Raw genomic sequence first — 14,547 nt, 5'->3', positions numbered from 1 at the left:
GTTGAGCGAATGGACTGGAAGCTCATCCTCAACACCGCCGCGATCCTTCTCTTTGTCGCTGCTGCCGTCGTCGAGCTCATCGCGTTGAGCGAGCCAACTCCGTCGATGGAGAAGGTAGAGAACGAGATCGGCGTGCGAGTCAAAATGGCGGACCCCAAAACGGCGAAGAAGTTCCGCAAGCTCACGGCGTGGGCGCTTTTGCTGACCACCGCAGGCGGCCTCGTCTCGTTCTTCGCTCCCGGCCTCTGGGAGTGAAGGGGTGGTCCCGGCCTCGGCTGCTCGGCAGTCAAGGGGCTCGGTGGTCAGCGGGCCGGGACGGGGTGGTGGAGTAGGCGCGTGGCGACGCCTCGTTCTTAGGCCGCAGTGCAGCGTCAGTCTCGCTGGGCTTTCAGGAGCCGCCCTGCTTCAACTTGCTGACCTCGCGCGCACCTCTGGGGACATGCCCTTGTACCGCGCTGCGGTCTCCACCGAGTTGTTGGGGGCGGGTGTCGCGCCGCTGTCGTGGCGACTCTGTGGCGGCACCCGCCCGGGTACGACGAAACCCACCAGGCCGCGATGCGGTGGTGGGTTTCGTGGTAATCATCAAGGTAGATGGTCGTACACCGTGGGTGTCAAATCCTTTCTCGAAAATCGGGCATTTTTCTGACGAATCAGGGTCTCGCGCCACCACGAGGTCAGGTCGTCTTCGTCGATCTCGACCTCATGGGTGCCTATGCGGCGATGGGGCAGGCCGAGTCTCATCCATCTCTGGATCGTTGAGCGGTGACGGTGGACCCGTCGTGCTGCACCGCGGACCGAGTACGGAGGGCCAATCGCCATCGGGCCTCCTAACGGTCGATCTCGCCGAGGGGACGCCCGACGACGGTTGTGATGTTGCGCGTCCCCTGGTGGCGGTGAAGCCGCGGCGACAGCGGTTGGTCCGGGTCGCGCCCTTCGAGCACCCAGAACGACTCCTCGAGGAATTGTTCGTCCGTGTCGCTAGCGCCCTCGTAGACGATGATGCGTCGGTCGCCGTCCCGTTCGCGGATTTCCCCGACGAGCAGGAACCGCCCACTGACGTCTCTCTGTATCGACGGGATCTTGAGGGGCTCGAGGAAGGTCATGACCTCTTCCGAAGACCGATCTTCGGCAGGCCGAGCATCTCGTGCCGGCGCTCAGGCTGGTCCGCGTTGAGGCGGTCAACGTTGTCGGCTTCGAGAAGAAGCCAGCCGGCGAGAGCTCGAGCTTGCTCAGCCGTGACGGTCTCCTCCTCGAGCCCGAGGTACAGGTGCCAGTTACCGTCCTCCTTCGAGACGTCGCGCATGTCGAGAACCGGCCGAGGTCCCCACTCGCCATCGTTCTCGGCTTCGTACGAAGGCCGCGCCAGTGGGAAGCGAGCGTGGCGGGTGGCAGAGTGCGAGTCCTTGATGGGGTCGGCGTCCTGATGGCCCGAGCCGAGGGTGTCGTAGACGTCGAGGCGGCCGTTGCAGTGGGGGAAGGCGCAGGGCTCGCCTTGGCGTGCTTCGAGTTCGGGAGTAATCATGGGGTCGTTCCTCTCGTGAGCTTCTTGCTGTCGCTCTTCAGTGGCTGCGGTGTCTGGGTCTCGGAGACCTCAGCCGGTCGGTGGTCTTTCCGTCATCTCGGAGAGAGAATCGGACGGTCGCTTCCGGCAGGAAGTGACCCTGGTAGTTGAATCACTGGTCTTTCACTGGTCTTTCACTAGTAGTACGCAACCGTTGCCGGTTGAAAGCGAAATGGTTGCCGGTTCGTACACGCAACCGTTGCCGGTGGTTGCGAAATGGTTGCCGGTTGTCGAAGGGGCTAGCCGCAACGGTTGCCGGTTCAGCAGTGAAGGCGCATCCACTCCGGGTCGCTATCGCGGAACCGTTGGGGTACGTCGAAGACGTAGACGTTCCGGAACCACTTCCCCGATCGGGAGCGTCGCTTCTCGATAGTGAAGGCTCCCGCCGTTGCCAGCGTCGCCGTGTGCGACTGCACCGTACGGACCGAGCATCCGATGACATCTGCGATGGTGTCGTGAGACGGGAAGGCAAAGCCTTCCTCCACGTTCTCCATCTCCGCGATGTACACCAGCACGAACTTCTCGATCGGGTGGAGTCGACGCATCTGACCGTCGACGCGGATGGACTGAACTGCGTAGGCCCAGTTGCGGGCCGAGAGGCTCATCCATCGCCGTCCCGCGATTCGGGTGCGCGGAGCTCAGCAAGAGAAACCGCTGCACTCAGCGCGCGCGCCAACCCCGCCGCCTGCTCAAGGGTGAGGTCCTCACCGCCTTTCCAAGCGCCGAGCCACACGGTTGTCGCACCACCGGGAGTCTGCATCAGCTGGACGTCGACCGACTCGACTCGCGTCGCCATGCTCTGGTGGACCTCGTCGTCGTGGCGGTCACACCATGCGGGGTGCGAATGCCCGGTCAGCACGGCGGCTCCATCTCGTCGGCCCAGTCGTCGGGCACGGGCTGCTCGGCCCGGTGAGCGGCAGCGATGAGCTCGACGGCCAGCCGCACGGCCTCCGCGGGGTAGAGGGGCACCGAGACGCCCGGGAGTTTCAGATCGACGACGGGCTGCTCGAGAAACTTGCCCGGCTCGACGGTGACGGTGCCGCCGGCGTGACGGACGTCGACGGCGGTCACCGGGACACCGCTGGCAGCGCGTTCAGGCGGCGTGCCTCGTCGGCGGCGGTGCTGAGCGCCAGCGCGAGCGCCGCGGCCGTGTCCCCGGTGTACTCGTCGCCGACCAACAACTCGATGCGCCACTCGGACTCCGCGTCGATGCGGAACACCTCGACCCGCCACTGTTCCTCGGGGTCCTCGAGGATGAGCGCGCGGTGGACGTGCCACGGGTCACAATCGCAGTCGAGCGCGTGCACGCCGAGGTAGTCCAGGCAGCCGGGCTCCCGGCACTGCACGAGAGGACCGCCGGAAGGCGTGGACGAGAGCGTAACGACTCTCCGGCCGTCGGCGAGCTCGTTCCACGGGAGCCGCGCGTACATGCCAGCGCGGACCTGCTGCAGGGTGTGCTGCATCTGGCGAAGGTCGCCGAGCGTGGATCCTGCGTACATGCGGATGGTGAACGCCCGCAACAACTCGTCCTCGACCAGGGCCCCGGCGAACCGGTACCCGTCGGATTCGTACACGGGGCGGGTCAACAACCGGACGGACGTCGACCACCCCTCGAAGCGGGACGCGTAGTCCACCTCGAGCGGGCTGACCGGAGTGCGATCGTCGATGACGGTCGCGCGACTTGACGAGGGGACGGGGGCGGGCGGTACGGTTACTGCGGACATGATGCTTCCTCTTCCTGGCGGTTGGGGTGGGCGTCTTCGGGTCGGAGAGCCAGTGATGATGGCGCTCCGGCCCTTTTTCGTTGCTGACGGGTGTCGGGGTGAGTGGGTGGCGCTGGGGCCTCAGATCGGCTCACAGCTGCCGGCCCTTCGCGGGGTATTCCTCCCGGCTGCGCATCCGCTTGAGGGTCTCGGCGAGATCTCGGACGAGCGCCGGGAGGAGCCGTAATAACAAGGCGGCCGTGATGGATTTGTTCCGGGTCAGTGCCACTGCGAAGAGGGCCGTCGACCCCTCGATCAGGAGCTGCGCGCGGACCTCGCTGAGCTTCGCGTCGGCCACTACGAGGCCTCCTCGAACGCGGCGGCGATGAACGCCTCGACGTCGGCCTCTCGGAACATGCGGCGACCGCCGATGAGTCCCGACTTCGGGGCGGAGTTGCGATGGATCATCCATCGGAGCTGCGCTTCTGTCTTCCTCAGGCGCTCGGCCGTCTCGGCCAGGGTGAGCAGGACCACCAGGGGTCCGGCTTCGGTGCGATCTACCATGCGCTATTCCTCTCAACGCTGTGTTGTGCTGAACGAAACACATCGTTGCACGACAACCGCCGACCGCGCAACCCAGTGTTGAGAGCGCCGCTACATGGTGGTGTAGCGTTGGCGACCATGGACTTACAGTGGGAACGCAACTTCCGCGAGCAGATGCGACGACGGCGCGAAGCGCTCGGAGAGTCGCAATCGTCCTTCGCCCGGATCCTCTCTGCGCGAGGCCTGCAGTTCCATCAGCCGACCGTGCAGCGCGTCGAGGACGGGTCCCGCGCCGTCCGTCTGGACGAGGCGCACGTGATCGCGGCGGTCCTCGGAACGACCGTCGCCACGATGGTGGCCTCGTCCAGCGACACGACGGTCGACGCGACGATGGCGGTCGATCGGATTCGTCGGCAGGCCGCCGAGCTCGAAGAGGCGGTCCGTTACCACTACAGCGACTGGGCCGAGGACTGGGCTCCGGTGCTGGAAGCGCTGGAGAGCTCGCTCGACCTGAGCGGGGCGACTCCCGCTCCGATCGCCAGGTGGCTCGGCGCGTGGGTCGCGCGCGCTGCGGCCCTGCACGCCGAGCTGCGCACGCTGCACGACAGCGCGTCAGCGTTCGATGCGGAGTGGGAGCCCGGCTCGTTCGTGGACAACTACTGGTCGGAACAGGCCGAGACGCTGCTCACGGACAAGCGATGGTCGGACGTGCCGGAAGACGAGCGGCCGGGAGCCCTCGCAGCCCTGTCGACTCAGGAGCTTGACGATTACCTCCGGGTGCGCGTTGCAGAGGAGGTTGAGCTCGATGGCGAGCATCGCGAAGCGCACTGACGGCACCTGGCGCGCCCGCTACCGAGACGCCGACGGCAAGGAGCACGCCCGGCACTTCCCGTTCAAGAACAACCCGAAGAAGCCCGCGGAGTCCGCGCAGCACTGGCTCGATTCGGTGACGGCCTCCGTCGTCCGCGGCGACTACCTCGACCCCGAGACGGCGCGCATGACGGTGGGGGAGTGGTGCGACCGCTGGCTCGCCGGCTACGCGACGAAGCGCCCGTCGACCGTCCGGCAGGCGCGTACGCACCTGAAGCACATTCGCGCCGCGTTCGGCTCGCGCCCTCTGGCGAGCGTGCGCCCGTCTGAAGTGAAGATGTGGACCGCGGCACTGAAGGAGCAGGGCCTCGCGGACTCGACGGTCTACGCCCTGCACGCTCGCCTCTCGCACCTGTTCTCCGATGCTGTGCACGACGGGCTGGTGCCGCGCTCCCCGGTCTCGAGACGCACGTCTCCGGGCGCAGGGAAGCAACGCCCGTACGTGGCGACAACCGAGCAGATCTGGGCTCTCTACGACGCCATGCCCGAGGGGATGAAGCCGGTGATCCTGCTCGGCGCGTTCGCCGGCCTGCGGATCGCCGAGATCGCCGCGCTGCGCACCGTCGACGTCGACTTCATGCGCGGCATCATCACCCCCGCGATCCAGTACCCGGCGGAGCCGCTCAAGACGGAGATGTCGCGCACCCCGATCCCGATCCCTACTGAGCTCGCGCTCGAGCTGAACAGGGTACCGGCGAAGTGGGGGAGCAGCACGCTCGTCGTCGGCGCCTACGGCCGTCCCGTCGCGCCGTACACGATCGAGACGGCGTTCCGGGCCGCGCGGGACACGATCGACGGCCTGCCCGAGGGCTTCCGGATTCACGACTGCCGGCACTACTTCGCGTCGCTGCTGATCGCGTCAGGGCTCGACGTGAAGGTCGTGCAGGCCCGCCTCCGGCACGCGTCCGCGAAGACCACGCTCGACACCTACGGGCACATGTGGCCAGACAAAGACGAGTCCGCACGAGCGGCCGTTGCACATGTGCTGGCCGCTCGTGCGGACTCGTTGCGGACTGACCCCGCTACTTCCGCGGGTTCTAGCTACACCCCGTAGTACAGCTCGAACTCGAAGGGGTGCGGGCGCTGCGCGAGCGGCTTGATCTCCTTCTCGCGCTTGTACTCGATCCAGGTGTCGATGAGCTCCTGGGTGAACACGCCGCCCTGCAGCAGGAAGTCGTGGTCGGCCTCGAGGGCGTCGAGAGCCTCGCCGAGGGTCGCGGGGACCTGCGGGATGAGCTTCGCCTCCTCGGGGGGCAGCTCGTAGAGGTCCTTGTCGACCGGCTCGTGCGGCTCGATGCGGTTCTTGATGCCGTCGAGGCCCGCCATCAGCTGCGCGGCGAAGGCGAGGTACGGGTTGCCCGAGGCGTCGGGCGCACGGAACTCGATGCGCTTGGCCTTGGGGTTGGTGCCCGTGATCGGGATGCGGATCGACGCGGAGCGGTTGCCGGCCGAGTAGACCAGGTTGACCGGCGCCTCGAAGCCCGGGATCAGGCGGTGGTAGGAGTTCACCGTCGGGTTCGTGAACGCGAGCACGGCGGGGGCGTGCTTGAGCAGGCCTCCGATGTACCAGCGGGCGAGGTCGGAGAGTCCGCCGTAGCCGTTCTCGTCGTAGAAGAGCGGCGTGCCGTCGTTCCACAGCGACTGGTGGGTGTGCATGCCCGAGCCGTTGTCGCCGAAGAGGGGCTTCGGCATGAACGTGGCGGTCTTGCCCCACTGCTCGGCCGTGTTCTTGACGATGTACTTGAACTTCAGGATGTCGTCGGCCGCGTGCACCATGGTGTCGAAGCGGTAGTTGATCTCGGCCTGTCCGCCGGTGCCCACCTCGTGGTGCGAGCGCTCGAGGATGAGGCCGGCGTCGATCAGCTTGAGGCAGATGTCGTCGCGCAGGTCGGCCTGCTTGTCGACGGGGCTCACGGGGAAGTAGCCGCCCTTGTAGGGCGTCTTGTTGCCGAGGTTGCCGCCCTCTTCGACGCGGCCCGAGTTCCAGGCGCCCTCGACGGAGTCGACGGAGTGGAACGCCGAGTTCTGCGTGATCTCGTAGCGGACGTCGTCGAAGATGTAGAACTCGGCCTCGGGGGCGAAGAACGCGGTGTCGGCGATGCCGGTCGAGGCGAGGTACTTCTCGGCCTTCTTGGCCACCTGGCGCGGGTCCTTCGAGTAGATCTCGCCGTTGCGCGGGTTGTAGATGTCGAAGACGAGGATCAGGGTGCGCTCGACGCGGAACGGGTCCACGTAGGCGGTCGTCACATCGGGGATCAGCTGCATGTCCGACTCGTGGATGTTCGCGAATCCACGGATCGAGGACCCGTCGAAGAGCTGGCCGACCGAGAAGAACTCCTCGTCGACGGTCGAGGCGGGGATGTTGAAGTGCTGCTGGACACCGGGGAGATCGGTGAACCGGATGTCGAGGAACTTGACGTCCGTGTCCTTGATGAACTTGAGCACCTCGGAAGAATCTTTGAACATGCAGAAGTCTCCTATGGCATAACGGGTTACTGCTGAGCGCAGCCGTCCCAGGCTAGTCACGGGGTGTGTCCCTGGAGTGTCCCCCTTGTTTCGAGCATGTTACGTGAGTCTGACTCATCCTGGCTCCGCAGGCCGGCCGTGGTGCTCAGGGGGCGCCGATACGATGGATCCATGCCCGGACCGGAACGCAGGACCTTCGCCGATGTGCCCCCGAGCCACTGGCCGGGGGAGCGGCTCGGCCTGCCCCGTGAGGGCCGGATGTCGATCGCGCGACCGGGTCGCCGCTTCGCCGCGCTGGCGGTCGACTTCGCGATCGCGGCGCTGATCTCGCTGGCGTTCTTCTCCTACGACCGCTGGGCGAGCCTGATCCTGTTCGTGGTCCTGCAGGCGGTCTTCATCCCGACCATCGGCGGTGGCATCGGGCACCGCCTGCTCCGGATGCGCGTCGTCCGACTCGGCGGCGGCTGGGTGGGGGCGTGGCGCCCGCTGGTGCGCTCGCTGCTCCTGGCCGTGCTCGTTCCCGCGCTGGTCTGGGACTCCGACCAGCGCGGCTTCCACGACAAGGTCGCGGGAACGGTGCTCGTCCGCTACTGAGCGGTCGACGCCGAGCGGTCGACGCCGAGCGGTCGACGCCGAGCGGTCGACGCCGAGCGGTCGGCGCCGCGCTCAGCGCGAGCGCTGCGGGCGCACCTTGAAGGGGTCGACGCCCTTCGGGATCGGCAGCGACGTGTTCAGCGAGGCCAGCCGGTTCTTCACCGCGAGGACCTCGGCCTTGGTGAGGGCCTTCTTCGTCTTCGCGAGGGTTCGCGGGATGCGGTGCAGCGGAACCGAGTCGGCGTCGGGGCCGACGTGGACGAACGTGACCGGCACGTTCGGGAGGATCCGGGTCACCTTGCGGCGCTCGTCGTCGAGCATGCGCTTCGTCCGGCCGGAGGGGCCCTCGGCGATGAGCACGACACCGCCGCGGCCGACGGCGCGGTACACGGCGTCCTGGGTCTTCCCGTTCACGGCGACGGGCATCTCGGTCCCGGTCCACGTGCCGCGGAGGCCGCTGCGGAGCACCGCTCCCACGGCGCCGGGCTGGCCTGCGATCTGACCGTAGGCCGCGCGCTCGGCGCGACGGGAGAGCACGGCGAGTCCGGCCACCATGCCGGCGAGCACGCCGACGAGCACCCAGAGCGCGATGACGAAGCCGTTGCCTCCGCCCAGCAGGATCCCGAGGAGGACGCCGAGGAGCACGGGCAGCAGCGTCGCGAGCAGGATGATCCAGACCGCGCTGCTGTCGTAGCGGCGGGTCATCTGGAACACCTGCCACATCTGCTTGAGACGTCCGGGTTCCTTGACCGCCTTCGTCGACGGTTCCGTGCTGCGTGCCATGTGCTCAAGGATACCGAGCCGCCCCGGCCGCAGGGACCGTTCCCCCTCGATCAGCGAGAGGCTCCTCCCCGGCGGCCGCTGTGCCCGGTCGTCCCCAGATCAGGATCGGCGGCCCTTGGCGGGCGGTGCGTCGGTCGATCCTCGGGGGATGGGATCGGAGACGGGGCGGGTGCAGGAGGAGCGAGGACGACGGGTCGCGGGATACGAGGTCGTGGGCCCGTCGGCGCGCGGGCACCTCGTGCGCGGGCCCGAGGGGGAGGGCCTCGAGGCGCGCCTCTGCTCCGTCGACGACGCCGCCGTCGCCCTGCGGAACGGGGTGGCCCTGCTGCCCGAGCACGGGCACCGCGAGACCCTGGTCGACCTCTGCGTGGACGACGGGGTCGTGGTCCTGCTGACGCGACCGGCGGTCGTGGAGACGCTCGCCCGGGTCCTGGAGCGAGGGCACCGGCTGCCGGCGGGCGCCGCGGTGACCGTCCTCGCTCCGATCGCGCAGGCGCTGCGGGACGCCGCGGACCACGGCGTCGTCCTGTCGATCGGCACCGGATCCGTCGGCCTGACGGCGGAAGGGAGGCCCGTCCTCCTGCTGGGAGAGGCGGGGGCCGAATCCACGCCGGCGTCGGCCTTCCGCGCGGTGCTGCTCGCGGCCGCTCCGGAGTCGAGTCCTCCGGAGGACGCCGATCTCGCTGGACTCGAAGCGCACCTCTACCGCTGGGCGGCGCCCGCTCCTCTCGGAGAGCTGCTCACGGCGCCGGCGGTCCCGGCCGCGTCCGAAGGTCCGGAGCCGGGGCCGACCGGCTCGCCCAGCGCTCGCACGCGCATCGCCGGGATCACCGCGACGTGGCGACTCCGATTGCGGCGTCGCTCCGCGGCGGCCGGAGCCTCAGCACTCGCCCGGCACCGGCGCGTGCACCCGCTCGACGGCTGGAGGAGTCGGGCCGTCGCGATGGCGACCGCGCGTCGCGGTCCGCTGCTCGCTGCGGCAGCGGTCGTCGTAGGTGCTCTCGTCGCCGGACTCGTCGCGGGGAACGAGCAGGACGTCAGCGCGCCGCGCGAGCGAGCCACGTCGGCCGCTCCGACCGGAAATGTCTCAGGGGTCCCGCCCCGACCTCCCTCCGCCGACCTCCCGGCCGCCGAAGCGGCGACCGCGCTGCTCCGGAGCTTCGCGTCCTGCTCCGGAGCGACGGATCGGAGCTGCATCGACAGCCTGAGCGCTGAGGATTCACCGCTGCGCTCGGACGGCGGACCGGATTTCGTGGCGGCACTCGGAACGGTCGACCACGCCGCTCTGACGGACGAGCAAGGGGCGTCCGCTCTCCTCTCGATCGATGCGACGGCCGAGGCGGGGGAGACGACAGCGGCCTCCGTCCTGATCATCAGGACGGAGGCCGGCTGGCTCCTGCGCGAGGTGTTCACCGAGGAGGGCGGCTAGGCCGTCCCCTCAGCGGACGAGTCCGCTCAGATGCCGAGGTCGTTCTCGAACGAGCCCTCCTCGAGGCGCTCCTTGATCGCGACCAGGAAGCGCGCCGCGTCGGCACCGTCGACCGTGCGGTGGTCGTACGAGAGCGCGAGGTACACGGTCGAGCGGATCGCGATGACGTCCTGACCGTCGACCTGCAGCACGGCGGGCTTCTTGGTCACGATGCCGGTCCCGAGGATCGCGGTCTGCGGAAGGAAGACCACCGGGGTGTCGAAGAGCGCGCCGCGCGATCCGGTGTTGGTCAGCGTGAAGGTGCCGCCGGCCAGCTCGTCGGGCTTGAGCTTGTTGTTGCGGGTGCGCTCGGCGAGGTCCCCGATGGTGGAGGCGATCTGCGCGAGGTTCAGGTCGGACGCGTTCTTCAGGACCGGGGTCAGCAGGCCGCGCTCGGTGTCGACCGCGATGCTGATGTTCTCGTGGTCCGGGTAGACGATCGAGTCGCCGTCGAGGGTGGAGTTGATGACCGGGTAGGCCTTCAGCGCCTCGGCGGCCGCCAGCGCGAAGAACGGGAGGAAGGACAGCTTGGCGCCGGTCTTCTCCTGGAAGCTCTTCTTCACCGAGTCGCGGAAGCGGGCGACGTTCGTCACGTCGACCTCGACCACCGAGGTGAGCTGAGCGGTCGACTGCATCGACTCGACGGCGCGCTGGGCGAGGACCTTGCGCAGGCGCGACAGCGACTGCGTCGTTCCGCGCAGCGGCGAGGTCTCGAGCGGGGTGCGAGCGGCCTTCGCCGCGGCGGCGGCGGGAGCCGAGACCGGGGCGGGAGCCGACTTCGCGGCCTCGACGGCGTCGAGCACGTCCTGCTTGCGGATGCGGCCGCCGACACCGGTGCCGGTGAGCGACGCGAGGTCGATGCCGTGCTCGCTCGCGAGCTTGCGCACGAGCGGGGTCACGTAGCCGGGGTCCGAGTCGGTGGGCTCGGGGGTCGCGGCCTGGGCGGGCGCGGCGGCCGCGGGCGCCGGTGCGGGAACGGAGGGAGCCGGTGCGGCGGCCTCGGGGGCGGCGGGCTTCTCGGCGGCGGGGGCCGGCTCGGGCTCGGCGGGGGCCGGAGCCTCCTCCTCGCTGTCGGAGTCGACCGACGGGGTCGCCACGTCGGTGGGCTCGGTCTCGGCGGCTTCGACCTCCGGAGCCTCCTCGGCGGCGGGGGCCTCGGGCTCGGCGGGCGCCGCGGACGCGGAACCGTCGCCGATCCGGACCAGCTCGGCGCCGACCTCGACGGTCTCGTCCTCCTGGACGAGGATCTCCTCGATGACACCGGCGACGGGCGACGGGATCTCGGTGTCGACCTTGTCGGTCGACACCTCGAGCAGGGGCTCGTCGACCTCGACGCGATCCCCGACGTTCTTCAGCCAGCGGGTGACCGTTCCTTCCGTGACACTCTCTCCGAGTGCCGGGAGGCTGACGGATTCGCTCATGATCCTGTCTCCTTAAGACGTGTGCGTACAGTGTTCAGCTTAGTGATGCGGGAGCGGCGGGTCGCCGCCCCGCGGTGGTGCTAGAGGGCGTGCAGGGGCTTCCCGGCCAGCGCGAGATGCGCCTCGCCGAGCGCCTCGTTCTGGGTCGGATGCGCGTGCACGAAGGGTGCGACGTCCTCCGGGTGCGCCTCCCAGTTCACGATGAGCTGGGCCTCGCCGATCAGCTCGCCGACCCGGGCGCCGACCATGTGCACGCCGACGACCGGTCCGTCCACGACGCGGACGACCTTCACCGATCCGCTGGTGCCCAGGATCGTGCTGCGCGCGTTGCCGCCGAGGCCGTAGTCGTACGCGGCGACGCGCTCGGCTCCGTACTCCGCCACGGCGCCCGCCTCGGTCAGCCCGATGGAGGCCACCTCGGGATCGCTGTAGGTCACCTTCGGCACGTTGAGGTCGCTCACGACCTGCGGGGCGAGACCGGCGATCTCCTCGGCGACGAAGATCCCCTGCTGGAAGCTGCGGTGCGCGAGCTGCAGTCCGGGGACGATGTCGCCGACGGCGTAGACGCCCGGGACCGAGGTCCGCAGGCGCTCGTCCGTGACGACGAAGCCGCGATCGAGCGCGACTCCGGCCTCTTCGAGCCCGATGCCGGCCGTGACCGGACCCCGGCCGACGGCGACGAGCAGCAGCTCGCCCTCGACGACGGTGCCGTTCTCGAGCGAGACGCTCACTCCGGTGTCGGACTGGGAGACGGAGGAGACCCGCGAGCCGAGCTCGAACGCGATGCCGCGCTTGCGGAACGCACGCTCGAGCTGTCGGCTCGCGCTCTCGTCCTCGTTCGGCACGAGGTGGGGGAGCGCCTCCACGATGGTGACCTCGGCGCCGAAGGAGCGCCACACGCTCGCGAACTCGACGCCGATGACTCCGCCGCCCAGCACGACGACGCGAGCCGGCACGTGATCGAGCTCGAGCGCCTCGTCGCTGGTGAGGATCCGGCCGCCGATCGTGATGCCCGGGAGCGTCCGCGACGCGGAGCCGGTCGCGACGACGATCGAGCGTCCGTGGAGGACGTGCTCGCCCACCGTCACGGTGCTCGGACCGGAGAGTCGGCCGTCGCCCTCGACCACGGTGATGCCCCGCGAGGAGATGAGGCTCTGCAGTCCCTTGTACTTGCCGGCGACGACGCCGCGGCGGTACTCCGTCACCTGCTCGACGTCGATGCCGTCGAAACTTGCGCGGACGCCGTACTTCTGCGCGTCCTTGGCGCCGTCCGCCAGCTCCGCGGCGTGCAGGAGGGCCTTGGTGGGGACGCAGCCCCGGTGGAGGCAGGTGCCGCCGAGCTTGTCGCGCTCGACGAGAGCGACGTTCATCCCCAGCTGAGTGGCCCGCAGCGCCGCGGCGTACCCGCCGCTGCCCCCGCCGAGCACGACCAGGTCGTAGCTCTCTTCCGACACCCGGTGACTCCCTTGCGACGTGCGATCCCCGGTCGCTCCGTACCGGTCGCGACGCGGAGCGCAGCGCGGGAGGAGGAGGGGACGAGGCGGGATCTCCCGCCCCGTCGACCCTACTACGCGCTCGCGAAGCCCTCGGCCAGCGCGACGAGCGCCCGCACGGAGACCCCGGTCGGCCCGGCGCCCGTGAAGCCGTAGGCGCTGCCCGAGTTGTTCGCCGGACCGGCGATGTCGAGGTGGGCCCACGGGATCGTGGTGGCGTCTTCGCCCTCGCCGCGCGTGCCGACGAACTCGCGGAGGAAGTGCCCGGCGATGAGCATGCCCCCGGCGGTGCTGCCGATCTTCACGTTGGCGAGGTCGGCGACGTCGGAGTTGAGCAGTGGCCGCAGCTCCGGCGGGAACGGCATCTGCCAGAACGGCTCGCCCGCAGCGGTGGCCGTGCCGATCACGCGGGCCACCAGCTCGTCGTCGCCCATCACTCCCGTGTAGCGGTTGCCGAGGGCGACCATCGCCGCACCCGTGAGGGTGGCGACGTCGATGATCGCGTCGGGCTGCTCCTCGCTCGCGGCGACGATGCCGTCGGCGAGCACGAGGCGTCCCTCCGCGTCGGTGTTCAGGACCTCGACGGTCGTGCCGCCGCGGATGGTCAGCACGTCGTTGGGGCGGATCGCGCTGCCCGAGGGCAGGTTCTCGGCGATGCAGAGCCAGGCCGTCACCCGCACGGGCAGGGCCAGCTCGGCGACGGCGCGGGCGACCGCCCAGACGGTCGCCGCACCGGTCATGTCGTACTTCATCCCGACCATCGACGCCGGCGGCTTGAGCGAGAGTCCGCCGCTGTCGAACGTGATGCCCTTGCCCACGAGCGCGAGGTGGGCGGTCGCCCCCTCGGGCGAGTAGGCGACCTTGACCAGGCGCGGGGGCCGGGTCGATCCGCTGCCGACCCCGAGGATCCCGCCGAAGCCGTCCTCGGCCAGGGCCGCCTCGTCCCAGACGGTGACCTCGAGGGGCAGGCCGGCCGCTCCGTCCTGCACCGCCTCGGCGAGGGTCTGCGGGTAGAGGTGCGACGGAGGGGTGTTGACGAGGTCCTTGACGGCGGCGACCGCGCGGCCCAGCACGAGGGCGCGCTCGAGGAGCGCCGGGTCCGACTCGGCATCGGTCGTGACGACCACCACGGACTCGACCGGTGTCTTCACCGTCTCGGCCGTGGTGCCGCGGAAGGCCGAGAAGGAGTAGGCGCCGAGCGCGGCTCCCTCGGCGACGGCGGCGAGTGCCTCCGGCGTGCTCGTGGGAAGGGCGAGGGCCACGGAGGCGGTCCCCGCGAGGGTGCGCACGGCGAGGCCGGCGGCGGTGCGCAGGACCGTGGGGGAGGGGTCGTCCGAGCCGAGGCCGACCAGCACGAGGACGCCCGCGGGACCGGCCGACGGGACCCGGAGGACCGACTCGACGGATCCGGTCGCACCCAGCGACGGAAGGGCCCTGACCACGTCCTCGAAGCCGTCCGCGCCGACGATCCGGGGGCCGTCCGGCCCCGGAGCGACGCCGAGGACGAGGGCGTCGGTGTCGATGTCGGAGGCGGGCGCGGTCGTGTACTCGAGAGAGGAGAGGGGCATGGCGGCCATGCTAGGCCGTGTTCCCGAGCACTGTTCGCTCAGGGCTCAGCGCCGCTCGCCGGCCCCTGCTGGGCGCC

At 69.6% G+C, this 14,547-nt stretch carries 17 protein-coding genes; 5 read left to right on the top strand and 12 right to left on the bottom strand.

The features are described 5' to 3' along the window. The first annotated feature begins 9 nt into the window (after positions 1-9). Positions 10-255: a hypothetical protein gene (locus LRG51_RS02010; protein WP_230670728.1), complete on the top strand. Its 246-nt coding sequence runs from the start codon at positions 10-12 to the stop codon at positions 253-255. A 572-nt stretch (positions 256-827) separates the two neighbouring features. Here LRG51_RS02010 and LRG51_RS02005 read toward each other — a convergent pair. From LRG51_RS02005 to LRG51_RS01975, 7 genes are all read right to left on the bottom strand, one after another. Then, complete coding sequence (locus LRG51_RS02005) at positions 828-1,103, bottom strand: hypothetical protein (RefSeq protein ID WP_230670725.1); 276 nt, start codon at positions 1,101-1,103, stop codon at positions 828-830. Beyond that, positions 1,100-1,522, bottom strand: a complete 423-nt coding sequence (locus LRG51_RS02000) for a hypothetical protein (RefSeq protein WP_230670722.1) — start codon at positions 1,520-1,522, stop codon at positions 1,100-1,102. Before LRG51_RS02000 ends, LRG51_RS02005 begins: the two co-directional genes overlap by 4 nt. Before the next feature lie 299 nt (positions 1,523-1,821). Further along, positions 1,822-2,166 carry a helix-turn-helix domain-containing protein gene (locus LRG51_RS01995; RefSeq protein ID WP_230670718.1) on the bottom strand — a complete coding sequence of 115 codons (345 nt, stop codon included), beginning with the start codon at positions 2,164-2,166 and terminating at the stop codon, positions 1,822-1,824. 247 nt (positions 2,167-2,413) lie between these two features. Beyond that, positions 2,414-2,632, bottom strand: a complete 219-nt coding sequence (locus tag LRG51_RS01990) for a hypothetical protein (RefSeq protein ID WP_230670714.1) — start codon at positions 2,630-2,632, stop codon at positions 2,414-2,416. Then, on the bottom strand, positions 2,629-3,285 hold the full coding sequence (locus tag LRG51_RS01985) for a hypothetical protein (protein WP_230670712.1): 657 nt from the start codon (positions 3,283-3,285) through the stop codon (positions 2,629-2,631). Before LRG51_RS01985 ends, LRG51_RS01990 begins: the two co-directional genes overlap by 4 nt. Positions 3,286-3,415: 130 nt before the next feature. After that, complete coding sequence (locus LRG51_RS01980) at positions 3,416-3,622, bottom strand: hypothetical protein (protein WP_230670709.1); 207 nt, start codon at positions 3,620-3,622, stop codon at positions 3,416-3,418. Then, complete coding sequence (locus LRG51_RS01975; RefSeq protein ID WP_230670705.1) at positions 3,622-3,828, bottom strand: helix-turn-helix domain-containing protein; 207 nt, start codon at positions 3,826-3,828, stop codon at positions 3,622-3,624. The genes LRG51_RS01980 and LRG51_RS01975 overlap by 1 nt, the downstream gene beginning before the upstream one ends. Positions 3,829-3,936: 108 nt before the next feature. Here LRG51_RS01975 and LRG51_RS01970 point away from each other — a divergent pair, with 108 nt between their 5' ends. Both LRG51_RS01970 and LRG51_RS01965 read left to right on the top strand, forming a co-directional pair. Continuing rightward, a complete protein-coding gene (locus LRG51_RS01970) occupies positions 3,937-4,638 on the top strand; it encodes a helix-turn-helix domain-containing protein (RefSeq protein ID WP_230670703.1) in 702 nt (233 codons plus the stop codon). Then, positions 4,613-5,731 carry a tyrosine-type recombinase/integrase gene (locus tag LRG51_RS01965; RefSeq protein ID WP_230670700.1) on the top strand — a complete coding sequence of 373 codons (1,119 nt, stop codon included), beginning with the start codon at positions 4,613-4,615 and terminating at the stop codon, positions 5,729-5,731. Before LRG51_RS01970 ends, LRG51_RS01965 begins: the two co-directional genes overlap by 26 nt. Here LRG51_RS01965 and glnA read toward each other — a convergent pair. After that, positions 5,719-7,143 (bottom strand): type I glutamate--ammonia ligase, encoded by a 1,425-nt coding sequence (gene glnA / locus LRG51_RS01960; RefSeq protein WP_055792314.1) that lies wholly within the window; start codon positions 7,141-7,143, stop codon positions 5,719-5,721. The two genes, LRG51_RS01965 and glnA, sit on opposite strands and share 13 nt — an antisense overlap. A gap of 171 nt (positions 7,144-7,314) precedes the next feature. Here glnA and LRG51_RS01955 point away from each other — a divergent pair, with 171 nt between their 5' ends. After that, entirely contained in the window at positions 7,315-7,737 is a 423-nt protein-coding gene (locus tag LRG51_RS01955) for a transporter (RefSeq protein ID WP_055792311.1), read from the top strand. A 72-nt stretch (positions 7,738-7,809) separates the two neighbouring features. Here the strand turns inward: LRG51_RS01955 and LRG51_RS01950 are convergent, their stop codons facing one another. Next, positions 7,810-8,520, bottom strand: a complete 711-nt coding sequence (locus LRG51_RS01950; RefSeq protein ID WP_055792309.1) for a DUF4191 domain-containing protein — start codon at positions 8,518-8,520, stop codon at positions 7,810-7,812. 148 nt (positions 8,521-8,668) lie between these two features. Here LRG51_RS01950 and LRG51_RS01945 point away from each other — a divergent pair, with 148 nt between their 5' ends. Continuing rightward, positions 8,669-9,949, top strand: coding sequence for a hypothetical protein (locus LRG51_RS01945; protein WP_055792306.1), 1,281 nt, complete (start codon positions 8,669-8,671; stop codon positions 9,947-9,949). Between the two features lie 26 nt (positions 9,950-9,975). Here the strand turns inward: LRG51_RS01945 and sucB are convergent, their stop codons facing one another. The 3 genes from sucB to LRG51_RS01930 all read right to left on the bottom strand — a co-directional run bounded on the left by sucB (position 9,976) and on the right by LRG51_RS01930 (position 14,470). Continuing rightward, entirely contained in the window at positions 9,976-11,409 is a 1,434-nt protein-coding gene (gene sucB / locus LRG51_RS01940; RefSeq protein ID WP_230670698.1) for a 2-oxoglutarate dehydrogenase, E2 component, dihydrolipoamide succinyltransferase, read from the bottom strand. A gap of 80 nt (positions 11,410-11,489) precedes the next feature. After that, complete coding sequence (gene lpdA / locus LRG51_RS01935; RefSeq protein ID WP_055792301.1) at positions 11,490-12,863, bottom strand: dihydrolipoyl dehydrogenase; 1,374 nt, start codon at positions 12,861-12,863, stop codon at positions 11,490-11,492. Between the two features lie 113 nt (positions 12,864-12,976). Continuing rightward, the gene (locus LRG51_RS01930; RefSeq protein ID WP_055793142.1) at positions 12,977-14,470 is read right to left on the bottom strand and encodes a leucyl aminopeptidase; all 1,494 of its coding nucleotides are present in this window, start codon (positions 14,468-14,470) and stop codon (positions 12,977-12,979) included. Positions 14,471-14,547: the final 77 nt, after the last annotated feature.

Origin of the sequence: Rathayibacter sp. Leaf248 (genome assembly GCF_920939495.1) — a bacterium.
In the GTDB taxonomy this organism is placed as follows: Bacteria; Actinomycetota; Actinomycetes; order Actinomycetales; family Microbacteriaceae; genus Rathayibacter; species Rathayibacter caricis.
This window is presented reverse-complemented; position numbering and strand designations above follow the sequence as displayed.

What these genes read in the sequence shown, in the direction of transcription:
- LRG51_RS02010 (WP_230670728.1), top strand. Translation starts at nt 10, where the DNA reads ATGGACTGGAAGCTCATCCTCAACACCGCCGCGATCCTTCTCTTTGTC.
- LRG51_RS02005 (WP_230670725.1), bottom strand. Translation starts at nt 1,103, where the DNA reads ATGACCTTCCTCGAGCCCCTCAAGATCCCGTCGATACAGAGAGACGTC.
- LRG51_RS02000 (WP_230670722.1), bottom strand. Translation starts at nt 1,522, where the DNA reads ATGATTACTCCCGAACTCGAAGCACGCCAAGGCGAGCCCTGCGCCTTC.
- LRG51_RS01995 (WP_230670718.1), bottom strand. Translation starts at nt 2,166, where the DNA reads ATGAGCCTCTCGGCCCGCAACTGGGCCTACGCAGTTCAGTCCATCCGC.
- LRG51_RS01985 (WP_230670712.1), bottom strand. Translation starts at nt 3,285, where the DNA reads ATGTCCGCAGTAACCGTACCGCCCGCCCCCGTCCCCTCGTCAAGTCGC.
- LRG51_RS01975 (WP_230670705.1), bottom strand. Translation starts at nt 3,828, where the DNA reads ATGGTAGATCGCACCGAAGCCGGACCCCTGGTGGTCCTGCTCACCCTG.
- LRG51_RS01965 (WP_230670700.1), top strand. Translation starts at nt 4,613, where the DNA reads ATGGCGAGCATCGCGAAGCGCACTGACGGCACCTGGCGCGCCCGCTAC.
- glnA (WP_055792314.1), bottom strand. Translation starts at nt 7,143, where the DNA reads ATGTTCAAAGATTCTTCCGAGGTGCTCAAGTTCATCAAGGACACGGAC.
- LRG51_RS01955 (WP_055792311.1), top strand. Translation starts at nt 7,315, where the DNA reads ATGCCCGGACCGGAACGCAGGACCTTCGCCGATGTGCCCCCGAGCCAC.
- LRG51_RS01950 (WP_055792309.1), bottom strand. Translation starts at nt 8,520, where the DNA reads ATGGCACGCAGCACGGAACCGTCGACGAAGGCGGTCAAGGAACCCGGA.
- LRG51_RS01945 (WP_055792306.1), top strand. Translation starts at nt 8,669, where the DNA reads ATGGGATCGGAGACGGGGCGGGTGCAGGAGGAGCGAGGACGACGGGTC.
- sucB (WP_230670698.1), bottom strand. Translation starts at nt 11,409, where the DNA reads ATGAGCGAATCCGTCAGCCTCCCGGCACTCGGAGAGAGTGTCACGGAA.
- LRG51_RS01930 (WP_055793142.1), bottom strand. Translation starts at nt 14,470, where the DNA reads ATGCCCCTCTCCTCTCTCGAGTACACGACCGCGCCCGCCTCCGACATC.